Annotated in this window: 9 protein-coding genes and 1 pseudogene; 8 read left to right on the forward strand and 2 right to left on the reverse strand. The window is 62.1% G+C overall.

Annotated features, from left to right (window positions below; genetic code table 11):
- Together ABR948_RS12665 and urtA are read right to left on the reverse strand one after the other, a co-directional pair.
- Positions 1 to 110, reverse strand: a pseudogene (locus tag ABR948_RS12665) (urea ABC transporter permease subunit UrtB); the annotation flags it as partial.
- A 139-nt stretch (positions 111 to 249) separates the two neighbouring features.
- Positions 250 to 1,509, reverse strand: a complete 1,260-nt coding sequence (gene urtA, locus ABR948_RS12670) for an urea ABC transporter substrate-binding protein (protein WP_428117959.1) — start codon at positions 1,507 to 1,509, stop codon at positions 250 to 252.
- Between the two features lie 165 nt (positions 1,510 to 1,674).
- Here urtA and ABR948_RS12675 point away from each other — a divergent pair, with 165 nt between their 5' ends.
- From ABR948_RS12675 to ABR948_RS12710, 8 genes are all read left to right on the forward strand, one after another.
- Positions 1,675 to 5,046 (forward strand): hybrid sensor histidine kinase/response regulator, encoded by a 3,372-nt coding sequence (locus ABR948_RS12675; protein ID WP_428117962.1) that lies wholly within the window; start codon positions 1,675 to 1,677, stop codon positions 5,044 to 5,046.
- The gene (locus ABR948_RS12680) at positions 5,036 to 5,965 is read left to right on the forward strand and encodes a response regulator (RefSeq protein ID WP_428117965.1); all 930 of its coding nucleotides are present in this window, start codon (positions 5,036 to 5,038) and stop codon (positions 5,963 to 5,965) included. The genes ABR948_RS12675 and ABR948_RS12680 overlap by 11 nt, the downstream gene beginning before the upstream one ends.
- Before the next feature lie 66 nt (positions 5,966 to 6,031).
- Positions 6,032 to 6,664 carry an HAD-IA family hydrolase gene (locus ABR948_RS12685; RefSeq protein WP_428117968.1) on the forward strand — a complete coding sequence of 211 codons (633 nt, stop codon included), beginning with the start codon at positions 6,032 to 6,034 and terminating at the stop codon, positions 6,662 to 6,664.
- Positions 6,665 to 6,804: 140 nt separating this feature from the next.
- Positions 6,805 to 7,791, forward strand: coding sequence for a 5-methyltetrahydropteroyltriglutamate--homocysteine methyltransferase (locus ABR948_RS12690; protein ID WP_428117971.1), 987 nt, complete (start codon positions 6,805 to 6,807; stop codon positions 7,789 to 7,791).
- 858 nt (positions 7,792 to 8,649) lie between these two features.
- Entirely contained in the window at positions 8,650 to 9,816 is a 1,167-nt protein-coding gene (locus tag ABR948_RS12695) for a transporter substrate-binding domain-containing protein (protein WP_428118029.1), read from the forward strand.
- Positions 9,813 to 10,427 (forward strand): ANTAR domain-containing response regulator, encoded by a 615-nt coding sequence (locus ABR948_RS12700; RefSeq protein WP_428117973.1) that lies wholly within the window; start codon positions 9,813 to 9,815, stop codon positions 10,425 to 10,427. Before ABR948_RS12695 ends, ABR948_RS12700 begins: the two co-directional genes overlap by 4 nt.
- Positions 10,428 to 10,671: 244 nt before the next feature.
- Complete coding sequence (locus tag ABR948_RS12705; RefSeq protein WP_428117976.1) at positions 10,672 to 11,562, forward strand: nitrilase family protein; 891 nt, start codon at positions 10,672 to 10,674, stop codon at positions 11,560 to 11,562.
- Between the two features lie 51 nt (positions 11,563 to 11,613).
- A complete protein-coding gene (locus ABR948_RS12710; RefSeq protein ID WP_428117979.1) occupies positions 11,614 to 12,783 on the forward strand; it encodes a substrate-binding protein in 1,170 nt (389 codons plus the stop codon).
- The last annotated feature ends 27 nt before the right edge of the window (positions 12,784 to 12,810 follow it).

Below are 12,810 nucleotides of genomic sequence, written 5' to 3' on the forward strand. Positions count from 1 at the left end.
ATCGCAAGGCCGAGTGCCATCAGTACGTAGACTGAGAACAGGATCAGGCCCGCGAAGCCCTGCATGACAAAGATCGAACCAAGATCACCAATCGAATACTCGCCGAACATCGATCTCCTCCTTCAGGGAAGTCCCGCGTCGCGAGCAGGTTCGCGACGCGGGGGTCTTAAGCGTGAGTCACAAACTCACGCCAGGGAGCGGCTTGCGCTTGGCGGCGCGCGGCAAACGTCGCGCGCGTACCGGTGGCGTTTACTGGTAGCCCTTGGGGAACGGATCCGGTTCGACCAGGTCGGCGGTTTCATAGATTAGCTCGAATTGGCCATCGAGCTTGGCCCGACCGACGCGGGTCTTCGACCAGAGATGGTGATTTTCATGGATGCGGACGTAGCCTTCCGGCGCACCCTTGAATTCGACACCCGGCGAGGCTGCCGCGATCTTGTCAACGTCGAAGCTGCCGGCCTTCTCCGCCGTTAACTTCCACAGCCACGGGCCGAGATAAGCGGCCTGCGTCACGTCCCCGATCACGGTCTTCTCGCCCCACATCTTCTTGAACGCGGGCACGAACAGCTTGTTGTTCGGATTATCGAGCGACTGGAAGTACTTCATGCAGGCATAGGCGCCCGCAATGTTCTCGCCGCCGATGCCGTCGATTTCGTCTTCGGTCACCGAGATCGTGAGCAGCGCCTGTTTCGACAGGTCGATACCGGCCGCCTTGAGCTGCTTGTAGAAAGCAACGTTCGATCCACCGACGACGTCGGTGAAGATGACGTCGGGTTTGGTCAGCTTGATCTTGTTGATCACCGAGTTGAACTGGGTGTTGCCGAGCGGATAATATTCTTCGCCGACGACCTTGCCCTTGAGCACGTTCTCGACGTGCTTGCGCGCGATCTTGTTCGACGTGCGCGGCCAGATGTAGTCCGAACCGATAAAGAAAAACGATTTGGCGCCCTTTTCCTTGGCAATCCAGTTCAGGCCAGCGAGGATCTGCTGGGTCGCTTCCTGGCCGGTATAGATGACGTTCTTGGACTGCTCGAGACCTTCGTAGAAGGTCGGGTAATAGAGCATGCCGTTGTATTGCTCGACGACCGGGAGCACCGCCTTGCGGGATGCCGAGGTCCAGCAGCCCATGATCGCCGCGACCTTGTCGTTGACGAGAAGCTTCTTGGCCTTCTCAGCGAAGGTCGGCCAATCGCTGGCGCCGTCTTCCTGGATGAACTTGATCTTGCGGCCGAGGATGCCGCCGGCTTCGTTGATCTGCGAAATAGCGAGCTTTTCGGCTTCGATCGAACCGGTCTCCGAAATCGCCATCGTGCCGGTGGCCGAATGCAGGATGCCGCAGGTCACTTCGGTGTCGGTTACCGCAAGACCGGTGGTGTTGATCGCGGAAGTGGCCGGAACATCGGCGAAGGATGGGCGCGGCAGCATTGTTATGGCCGGTAATGCGGCCATTCCCATGAGCAGTTTGCGCCGAAGCGGGGACTGCAGGCCCCGTTTGATTTCATCTGACATGAGTACCCCATTTTTGTTCGAGGACGCGCTATTGGTCAGATTAGGATTGCTGAAATTGTGCAGTGCACAGATACGCAAGATCGCGTATATTGCACCGCAAAATAGCGACGTAGGTTTTTGGAACGGGGTTTCGTAGGCGGATCGCTTGGGAGTCAGGAGCTTAAAGTGGCAGGGCGGCAGCGGATAGACCGCGTCAGACGCCAATATAATCAGTGGGTTGCGAACCAAACGCTGGAAGACTATGCGCTGCGCTTTACCGCCAAAAGCGCGCGGCGCTGGTCTGCGGCCCGGGTTGCCAATACCGCCCTGGGCGCGATCTCGTTCCTGGCGCTGGAGGCGATCGGCGGCACCATCACCCTCAATTACGGCGTCACCAATGCCACCGCCGCCATCCTGGTCGTCAGCGTCATTATCTTCTTTTGCGGCCTTCCGATCGCCTATCATGCCGCCAAATGCGGCATCGACATTGATCTTCTCACGCGCGGCGCCGGCTTCGGCTATATCGGCTCGACCATCACCTCGCTGATCTACGCATCTTTCACGTTCATCTTCTTTGCGATCGAAGCGGTCATTCTCGCGACCGCGCTTGAGATGTGCTTCGGAATTCCACGCCCGGTCGGCTATCTGATCAGCGCCGTCGTCATCATTCCGCTGGTCACCCACGGCATCACGCTGATCAGCCGCTTCCAGTTGTGGACGCAGCCGCTGTGGATCATTCTTCACATCATGCCATTCGCGGCGATCGCTTATGCCAATCCGCACTCCTTTGCGGAGTGGACGAAATTTGCCGGCGAACACGGCAATCCCGCAGGCCATCTCGACCTGTTGTTGTTCGGCACCGCCGCCTCCGTCGTATTTGCGCTGGTCGCGCAGATCGGCGAGCAGGTCGATTTTCTGCGGTTCCTGCCGCGCGACCGGCGAACCTCGAAGACCGCGTGGTGGGTCGCGCTGCTCAGCGCTGGCCCCGGCTGGATCATTCTCGGCGCGCTGAAGCTGCTGGCTGGATCGTTCCTGGCATTCTTTGCGCTGAGCCACGGTGTATCCACCGAGCATGCCGCCGAGCCCGCGCACATGTATCTCGAGGCCTTTCGCTACGTGCTGTCGGAACCGGATCTCGCATTGGCGTTGACCGGCACCTTCGTGATCCTGTCGCAGCTGAAGATCAACGTCACCAACGCCTATGCCGGATCGATCGCATGGTCGAATTTCTTTTCCCGTCTCACCCACAGCCATCCCGGCCGCGTCGTCTGGCTGGTGTTCAACGTGCTGGTCGCGTTGCTGCTGATGGAGATCGGCGTCTACAAGGCGCTGGAGCAGACGCTCGCGCTTTACTCGAACGTCGCCATCGCCTGGGTCGGCGCCCTGGTCTCGGATCTCGTCATCAACAAGCCGCTCGGCCTGCGCCCGCAGCACATGGAGTTCAAGCGCGCGCATCTCTACGACATCAACCCGGTCGGCGTCGGCGCGATGACCATCGCCACCGTCGTCTCGATCAGCGCATTCTATGGCCTGTTCGGACCGACGGCGAAGGCGCTGGCGCCGTTCGTCGCGCTGCTGGTGGCGTTCGTCACGGCTCCCCTGATCGCCTACGCCACCGACGGGAAATACTACATCGCGCGCAAGCCGAAGCGCAGCTGGCAGAACATCGAGGCGATCCAGTGCTGCATTTGCGAGCATTCGTTCGAGCCCGAGGACATGGCGTCGTGCCCGGCCTATGCCGGACCGATCTGCTCGCTGTGCTGTTCGCTTGACGCGCGCTGCCATGATCTCTGCAAGCCGCATGCGCGGATTCAGGCGCAGGTCGCCGAAACCCTCGGAAAAATCCTGCCGCAGCCGATTTACGCACGGATCAATTCGCAGCTCGGGCACTATCTCGGCGTGTTCGCGCTTTCCGCGGGACTGGTCGGGCTGACACTCGGCCTGATCTATCTGCAGACATCGGCAACGGTTCAGGTCGATCATCTGCAGCTGTCCGACGTGCTGTGGAAAGTCTTCTTCGCGCTGACCATCATCATCGGGGTGGTGGCATGGCTGTTCGTGCTGGCACAGCAGAGCCGGCGCGCGGCCGAAGCGGAAACCAGGCGGCAGACCACGCTGTTGATTCAGGAAATCGACGCCCACAAGCGCACCGACGCCGAGTTGCAGCGCGCCAAGGAGGTCGCCGAATCGGCCAATCTGGCCAAGAGCCGATATGTCGTCGGGCTGAGTCACGAATTGCGCTCGCCGCTGAATGCGATCTCCGGCTACGCGCAACTCTTGGAACAGGATACCAGCCTGAACACCAAGCCGCGCGATCAGGTGCGCGTGGTGCGCCGCAGTGCCGATCACCTGTCCGGATTGATCGATGGCATTCTCGACATCTCCAAGATTGAAGCAGGCCGGCTCTATTTGTCGCGGGACGAGGTACGCGTCAGCGAATTTCTCGATCAGCTCGTCGGCATGTTCCGCCTGCAAGCCGCCGCCAAAGGCATCGATTTCATTTTCAAACGTCCGGCGGTGCTGCCCGTCGTGGTATACGCCGACGAAAAACGCCTGCGCCAGATCCTGATCAATCTGCTGTCGAACGCCATCAAATTCACCCAGCGCGGCAGCGTGCATTTCATCGTGCATTACCGCAGCCCGGTCGCCGAATTCGAGGTGACCGACACCGGTCCCGGAATTCAATCTGGTGACCTCGAACGCATCTTCGCACCGTTCGAACGCGGTGCGCTCGGCGTCTCGCAACCGCAAACCGGGACCGGCCTCGGGCTGACCATCAGCCGGCTGCTCGCCGGCGTGATGGGCGGCGACATCCAGGTCGGCAGTACGGTCGGAACCGGCAGCACCTTCCGGGTCAAGATCCTGCTGTCGGAAGTCACCAACCCGACGCGAATTGCGCCGGTCGACGCGCCGGTGTTTGGCTATCACGGTCCGCGCAAGACGATCCTGATTACCGACGACGATCCGGTCCAGCTCGACCTGTTGCGCGAGGTGCTGACGCCGCTCGGCTTCATCCTGCTCAGCGCGCCGGATGGACCTGCCTGCCTTTCCCTCGCACAGCATTGCCGGCCCGACCTGTTCCTGCTCGACATCTCGATGGCCGGCATGGATGGATGGACGGTCGCGGAAACGCTGCGCTCGACCGGTCATCATCAGGCCCGTATCCTGATGGTTTCGGCGAGCGCCCTGGAGGCGCATGGTACGCCGCTGGCGCAGCCGTTCCACGACGGCTATCTGATGAAGCCGATCGATATTCCGAGGCTGCTGGAACTGATCCGTCAGCTCCTCAAGATCGAATGGCAGTATGAAACCTACCAGATCGTGGTCCCGCACTGGAAACCGGAGGGCGGCTCGCGTCCGCCGGTGAAGCATGTCGAGGAGCTGATCGGTCTTGGGCAACTGGGCTACATTCGCGCGATCCAGCTCAAGCTGGATGAAATAGGAACCGACTATCCCGAACATGCCGACTTCGTTATGCAAATGCGGTCGCTGATCGACCGCTTCGATCTTGATCAGTACATGGCAACCCTGAAAACCCTGCACAGCTATGATCACTGAAGCCAAAAAACGCGACGTCGCGCTCGTCGTCGACGACTCGCCGGAAACGCTGCGCCTCCTGACCGATGCGCTCGACGGCGCCGGCATGACTGTCATGGTCGCGATGGACGGGGCGGCGGCGATGCGAATCGTCGACCAGATCACGCCCGATATTATTCTGCTCGACGCCGTCATGCCTGGCATGGACGGCTTTGAGACCTGCCGGCGTCTCAAGCGCGACGCCGGCTTGAGCAACGTGCCGGTGATCTTCATGACTGGCCTCGCCGAGACCGAACACATCGTCAGCGGCCTCGAAGCAGGTGGCGTCGATTACGTCACCAAGCCGATCGTCATCGAGGAAATGCTGGCGCGGATTCGTGTCCATCTGGCCAATGCGCGGTTGACCCAGAGTGCCCGCGCCGCGCTTGACGTGTCCGGCCGGTTTTTGCTCGCCGTCAGCAGGCAGGGCAAGATCGTGTGGGCGACACCGCAGGCGCAGAAACTGTTGTCGGAAAATCTCGCGCCCGGCACCGACGATGAGTTCGTGCTGCCGGATCCCATGCTGCAATGGCTCGAACAGGCGCAAAAAGGCAAAGCCGGGTCGAGAGCCCAGGCGATGGCGTCGTTTCCGGAAAATGAGCAGCTTCGGCTGCAATACATGGGAAAACTCGCGCCAAATGAATTCCTGCTGCGGCTGGCCAAAGACGCAGGCGGCGATACGCCGGCGGAATTCAGCAGCGAACTTGGATTGACCACCCGCGAGGGAGAAGTGCTGTCGTGGCTGAGCAAGGGAAAGACCAACCGCGACATCGCCCAGATTCTCGGCCTCAGCCCGAGGACCGTGGACAAGCATCTCGAGCAGATCTACGCCAAGCTCGGCGTCGAGAACCGCACCGCGGCCGCGGCCATCGCGACCAGCACGGGCCGGCGCAATTCGTAGAGGCTGGCGCAGGCCGGCCCGTCGTGCTAGCCGCGTTCTGATTGGCATTCGCATCGCGGGGAATGGATGTTGCAGGCAGTGATCTGGGATTTCGGCGGCGTGCTCACCACCTCGCCGTTCGAGGCCTTTGCGCGTTTCGAGACCGAACGCGGCCTGCCTGCCGATATTATCAGGCGCACCAATGCGCAAAATCATTGGGAAAATGCCTGGGCGAAATTCGAGCGCGCCGAAATCGACATTGAGGCGTTCGATCAATTGTTTGCGGCGGAATCGCTGGCGCTGGGCGCGGAAGTCCGGGGCAAGGATGTCTTGCCGCTGCTGTCGGGAGATCTGCGGCCTGAGATGATCGAAGCCCTCCGACGTGTCGGGACCAGCCTCAAGACCGGATGCATCACCAACAACCTTCCCGCCAACGCCATCGGAAGCAAGGCCGGCCGCTCGCTCTATATTGCCGAGGTGATGGCGTTGTTCGACCACATCATCGAGTCGGCCAAAATCGGTCTCCGAAAACCCGACCCGCGCATCTATCAGATGATGGTCGAGGCGCTCGGCGTCGACCCCAAACGCTGCGTCTATCTCGACGATCTCGGCGTCAACCTGAAGCCGGCACGCGACATGGGCATGACCACGATCAAGGTCCTCAACGCCCCGCAAGCCCTCGCCGAGCTGGAAGCCGCGACCGGGATGTCGCTGCGCTAAGCGCTGGCCGGGGTCCTCGCGTTCGGCGCGTGATTTGAAGCCGAACCGGTTCTGGACTGACGGCGCTTTGTCCAATACCTGTTCCATAGCCAAATGAGCCGCGCCAGAACTGCCGCGCGTGCCGCCGGGGAGTTGAAGCCTTGCCACTACCCACACACGCATTGCCGACGACCGTCGTTGGAAGCTACCCGCAGCCGGACTGGCTGGTGGACCGCGAAATGCTGTCCAAATCCGTGCCGCGCACCCGCATGACTGAAATCTGGCGTATCCCCCCGGCGCATCTCGAAGAGGCCCAGGACGACGCGACGATTGTCGCGATCCGCGACCTCGAGCGCGCGGGCATCGATATCGTGACCGACGGCGAAATCAGGCGTGAGAGCTACTCCAATCGGTTTGCGACGGCGCTCGATGGGGTCGATGGCGAAAACCCTGCCATCACCGTCTCGCGTTCGGGCCTGAAAACCCCGGTGCCCCGCGTGGTCGGGAAAATCAGCCGCAAGGGCCCGGTCGAGTTGCGCGACATGGAATTCCTTCGCCGCAACACCGACCATGCAGCGAACAAGGACGACGAAGAACTCGCGATGGCGTTTGCCGCCGCCGTCAACGCCGAGGCGCTGGAACTGCAGAACGCCGGCGCCGATGTGATCCAGTTCGACGAGCCGTGGGTCCGTCAGGATCCCGCGGCGGCGCGGCGCTATGCGGTCAAGGCGATCAACCGCGCCTTGCAGGGGATCACGGTGCCGACCGTGCTCCATGTCTGCTTCGGCTACGCCGCCGTCGTGCCCGGCGCGAGCAAGCCGACCGGCTATTCGTTCCTGGCCGAACTCGCCGACACCCGCGCCGAGCAGATCTCGATCGAGGCGGCGCAACCCCGGCTCGATCTCGGCGTGCTGGCCGATCTGTCGTCGAAAAAGATCATGCTTGGCGTGATCGACCTCGGCGATCCCACCGTTGAGACCGCAGCCGTGATCGCCGATCGCATTCGCCATGGCCTCAAATATGTCGCCGCCGACCGGCTGATCGCGGCGCCGGACTGCGGCATGAAATACATGCCGCGCCACATCGCCTTCGGCAAGCTCAAGGCGATGTGCGACGCGGCCGCGATCGTTCGCAAGGAAATCAGCTGATCTCCGGCGTCGTCGCCCGGCTTGACCGGGCGATCCAGCATTCCAGAGACGGTGGCGTTTACACGAGACATCACGGCGTACTGGATGCCCCGCTTGAAGCGGGGCATGACGATCGAGGAACATGAGTCCGCATTCTCGCGGCGCGATGCGCCCGAGTTGCAGGTGAATTTTCCGCCCAACAGAGGGCGTGGGGAATGCCGGGTGCCCGCTGCACCCGCAGCCCCCTGTGCAACAAAAAAGCACAGGGGTAGAAGCCACAGGTACACCGGTTCACCCGGCATTCCCGCACGCAATGGTTTTAACGGTTTCCTTCGCGCTCTCCCTGGTGACCGGGCTTTGTTGTCACCATCGCCTCGCGGATCTCGGCGTGCCAGCCCGCTAGGGCTGACATCGCCACCCGCAAAACTTGACGCCAGCGTCGGGGCGTCAGGACCACACGACTTCGCCGTCCGCGGACAAGCGCCCTCGTCAGAAGCGCCACCCGCGTCCACCGCATCCCGCCCCGCGTCCGTGACGATCGCGAGCCGCCCCTCAGATGGGACGGGACGGGGGTGGATATAAAACTGATTTGGGTCTGGCGCAAAGCGAAATTTCTGAAATTCCGAAATAAAAATCGACGCCGCTGGCGCGGCTCGCCGCTTGCCTCAATCGGCGCCGCGACCGGCGGAACAAGGAACATGACGCGCAGAGCCGTGAAACGACGCGATTGCCCCCGAAGGGGACATTTGGTCGAAGGATGCTGCGCGCGCAAAACCTGCCGCGCTGCGATAGGTGGCGCACCGACTTCTCAATAGTGACTAATCGAACGGACGTTGTTAACGATGAGCTGTTCTGGGGTTTTCAGTGAAGGGCGTAACGATGGTCAGCGGCACTGCATCTCTGTCGGACACATGGAGGGTCGGTGTCCTGTTCTCACGCACCGGGCTGACGGCCGTCACCGAGACCGAGCACTTCCTGGGCACGGCGCTGGCGATCCAGGAGATCAATCAAGCCGGGGGAATCCTCGGGCGCGAAATCGAAGTGGTCGCCTACGATCCGGAATCGGACCCGGCGATCTATCGCCGTTTGGCCGACCGGCTTTTGACCGATGACGGTATTTCCGTGATCTTCGGCGGCAGTTCGTCGGCACAACGCAAGGCCGTTCTGCCGGCGATAGAACGCCGCAACGGGTTGCTGTGGTACCCGTCGCTCTACGAGGGCTTCGAATACTCGCCCAACGTCATCTATACGGGGGCCTCGCCGAACCAGACCAGCTTTCCGCTCGCCGAATATCTGGTCCGTAACCACGGGCGCCGGGTGTTTCTGGTCGGCTCCGACTACATCTATCCGCGCGAATCAAACCGCATCATGCGCGATCTCGTCGAGTCCTACGGCGGCAAGATCGTCGACGAAGTCTATGTTCCCATGGCTGCGCCAGAGTCGCGGCTGCGCGAAATCGTGGCGCGGGTGAAGGATCTGGCGCCGGATGTGGTGTTTTCCACGGTCGTCGGACGTTCGGCGCAGGCCTTCTATCGGCTCTATCGCGAGGCCGGCCTCGATCCGGCATCGATGCCCATCGCCAGCCTGACCATGGCGGAAGGCGAGGTGCGCGAGATCGGCGCGGCGCTGTGCGAGGGACACATCACGGCGGCGACCTATTTCGGGTCGCTGCAGGGGCCAAGCAACCGCCGCTTCGCGGAAAACTTCCATCGCGCTTTTGGCCCGGACACACCGATCAGCATGTGGAGTGCCGGGGCCTATGCCCAGGTGCACCTCTTTGCCCTTGCCCTGGAGCGCGCCGGAACACTCGATACGCAGCGGCTGGTCGAGGCGGCGCTCGGCCTGTCATTCGAAGCCCCGGAAGGTGCGATCCAGATCGATCCCGACAACAACCATACCTGGCTGACCCCCCGCATCGGCCGGGTCCGGCGTGACGGCAGCTTCGATGTGGTCTGGGAAGCCAAGGCTGCCGTGAAGCCCGATCCTTATCTGGCGGTGTCGCCGCTGGGCGCGCGCTGGATCGGGGAGGAGGTATCGGTCGCATGAAGCCGGGCATCCGCCGCCTTATCGAGGAACTGCGCGGCGCGCGCGTTCTTGTCGTGCATCCGCGCGACGCGGAGGGTGACGCGCTGCTCGATCAGTTGAAGCGCATCGGTTGCAACGTGCGCGGCATATGGCCGCCGCCGGTGGAACTGCCCAACGACGTGGATACGGTATTTCATCTGGTGGAGACCTCCGAGACGCCGGCCTTCGTTGCCTCCGCATCGGAAGGCGGACCGACCTTCGTCGCCATCGTCGACTACGAGAATCCGACGGTGCTGCGGCGGCTTCTCGACAGCAATGCCCACGGCGTCATCAACAAGCCGATCCGGCCCTTCGGCATTCTCTCGTCGCTTGTGCTCGCCCGCTCGATGCACGGTTACACCCGTCGCCTCGAGAGCAAGGTGCAGAAGCTCGAAGAGACATTGAAGGCGCGTCGCGATGTCGACAAGGCGGTGAAGATACTGGTGACGCTAAAGAAGATCGGCGAGACCGAGGCCTATGAATTGATCCGCTCGCAGGCGACGCAGAAGCGATTGTCGATGGCCCAGATCGCCGCGACCATCATCGGCGCGCAGGATGTGATGGCCGGGTTAGGCCTGATCGATGACCTTTGAGACAGTCGGTCAGGCCGGTTGCATAATCCATCATCATCGGTGCCGATAATTCGATCCTGTTACATGATTGACAATACGATCGCATTGCTGCTGTAATTCAAACGTTGGCGATGCTCAACTCACGCGGTTGAGATTGTCACGGCGGCCGGTCGGCCGCTTCCACATCTGGCTATGTAGCCCTCGATTGGTGCCTGACGGCGCTATCGGGGGTTTTTTGTTTTGCGCGCTCCAGGGAGTTTTCGCGATGAATTCGCACGCCTCCAGCGATACGGCGGCCGGATCGATCGTTGTCGCCTGCATCCAGATGCAGCCGGTTTTCGGTAACGTCGCCGCCAATGTGGCGCACAGCCTGGAGCTGATCGATCGGGCGGCGTCGCAAGGTGCCAACCTCGTTGTGCTGCCGGAGTTGGCCAATACCGGTTACATGTTCGCCTCGCGCGAGGAAGCGTTCGGCCTGGCCGAGCCAATTCCCGGCGGACCGTCGGTCGCGGCCTGGGCGGAGCGTGCGGCCCTGCACCGCATGCATATCGTCGCGGGAATAACCGAACGGTCGGGGCCGGATCTCTACAACAGCGCCGTGGTGATCGGCCCCGAAGGTTACATCGGTACGTTCAGGAAGGTGCATCTCTGGAACGAGGAGAATCTTTTCTTTGAGCCCGGCAATCTCGGCTTCCCGGTGTTTCACACGCCGATCGGCCGCATCGGCGTTGCCATCTGCTACGATGGCTGGTTTCCGGAGACCTTTCGGCTCTGCGCGCTGCAGGGCGCCGATATCGTCTGCGTGCCGACCAACTGGGTTCCGATTCCGGGTCAGGCCGAAGGGCGCGAGGCGATGGCGAACATCCTCGCGATGGCCGCCGCCCACAGCAATTCGATCTTCATCGCTTGCGCCGACCGCGTCGGCGTCGAGCGGGGGCAGCCCTTCGAGGGCCAGAGCCTGATCGTAAGTTATACCGGGTGGCCTGTGGTCGGGCCGGCCAGCCGGGACGCGGAAGACATCCTCATCGCCGAGGTCGATCTCGGTGAGGCCCGGCGCAAACGTAACTGGAATGCCTTCAACCAGGTTCTGCGCGACCGTCGCGTCGACGTCTATGACGAGATGCTCGGCTCCGGCGCGAAGCGCAGTTGGTACTGACCCTCGCCTCACACCCAGGAAGTTTCATCAAGCCCTCAGGAGTACCGATCCATGACATTCACTCGTTCCCTGTCGACGCTGCTTGCCGCCGCGGCAGCCATACCGCTCCTCGCCGGTGCGGCGCTTGCCGCAGATACCATCAAGATTGGTGTGCCGGTCGGCCTGTCCGGCGCCAACAGCGTTGTCGCGCCTTCGGTGGTGCAGTCGGCCCAGCTCGCCATCGAGGAGATCAACGCCAAGGGCGGCGTGCTCGGCCGTCAACTGGCGCTGGAAGTCGCCGATGACGCATCCGGCGCGGCCGGCGCGCAGAAGGCGTTCGACAGCCTGGTGTTCCAGAAGAAGGTCGACGTGCTGATCTCGATGGAGACCAGCGCGGCGCGCAACGCGGCATTGCCAATCGTGGCGCGCGGCAAGGTGCCCTACATCTACACGTCGTTCTACGAGGGCAAATCCTGCAGCCCGTTCATGTATGTCAATGCCTGGATTCCCGAACAGCAGGTGCCGCCGATCGTCGACTACTTCGCCAAGGAAAAGGGCGCCAAGAAATTCTTCCTGATCGGCTCGGATTATGCGTTCGGCCGCGGCATGCTCGCCTTCACCAAGGCCTATATCGAAAAGACCGGCGGCAAGGTGGTCGGCGAGGAATATCTGCCGATGGATGGCAGTGACTGGACCTCGGTCATCTCGAAGCTGAAGAGCGCGGCGCCGGACGCCCTGATCACCTCGACGGCCGGCGGGGCGCCGAACGTCACCTTGACCAAGCAGCTTCGCGCTGCCGGCGTCACTCTTCCTTACGGCAACCTCGCGGTTGACGAGGGCACCGCCAAAGGCATGGGAACCGACGCCGAAGGCATCTATCTGTCGGCTTCCTATGTCACCGGCATCGACAGCCCCGCCAACAAGACCTTCCTGGCCGCCATGCAAAAGAAATTCGGTGCCGAATTGAAGACCCCGAACGACCTGTCGGTGCCGGAATACGAAGCGGTTTATGCCTACAAGGCGGCCGTGGAAAAGGCTGGCGGCACCGACGCCACCCAGGTTCTGAAGGCGCTCGCCGAGATCTCGGTGGAAGGCCCGCGCGGCAAGATTGCGATGTCGCAGCAGCATCATGCACCTTTGACGATGTATCTCGGCCAGGTGCAGGCCGACGGTGGGGTTAAGGTCATCAAGAGCTTTCCCAACGTCGATCCGGGCGCGCAGTGCCCGAACCTGAAGTCCTGACGTTGACGGCCGGTGGCGGGAGGAGGC

This window comes from Bradyrhizobium sp. (assembly GCF_050014615.1).
GTDB lineage: Bacteria > Pseudomonadota > Alphaproteobacteria > Rhizobiales > Xanthobacteraceae > Bradyrhizobium.

Coding starts and splice junctions, on each gene's coding strand:
- urtA (WP_428117959.1), bottom strand. CDS start 1,509: ATGTCAGATGAAATCAAACGGGGCCTGCAGTCCCCGCTTCGGCGCAAA.
- ABR948_RS12680 (WP_428117965.1), top strand. CDS start 5,036: ATGATCACTGAAGCCAAAAAACGCGACGTCGCGCTCGTCGTCGACGAC.
- ABR948_RS12685 (WP_428117968.1), top strand. CDS start 6,032: ATGTTGCAGGCAGTGATCTGGGATTTCGGCGGCGTGCTCACCACCTCG.
- ABR948_RS12695 (WP_428118029.1), top strand. CDS start 8,650: ATGGTCAGCGGCACTGCATCTCTGTCGGACACATGGAGGGTCGGTGTC.
- ABR948_RS12700 (WP_428117973.1), top strand. CDS start 9,813: ATGAAGCCGGGCATCCGCCGCCTTATCGAGGAACTGCGCGGCGCGCGC.
- ABR948_RS12705 (WP_428117976.1), top strand. CDS start 10,672: ATGAATTCGCACGCCTCCAGCGATACGGCGGCCGGATCGATCGTTGTC.
- ABR948_RS12710 (WP_428117979.1), top strand. CDS start 11,614: ATGACATTCACTCGTTCCCTGTCGACGCTGCTTGCCGCCGCGGCAGCC.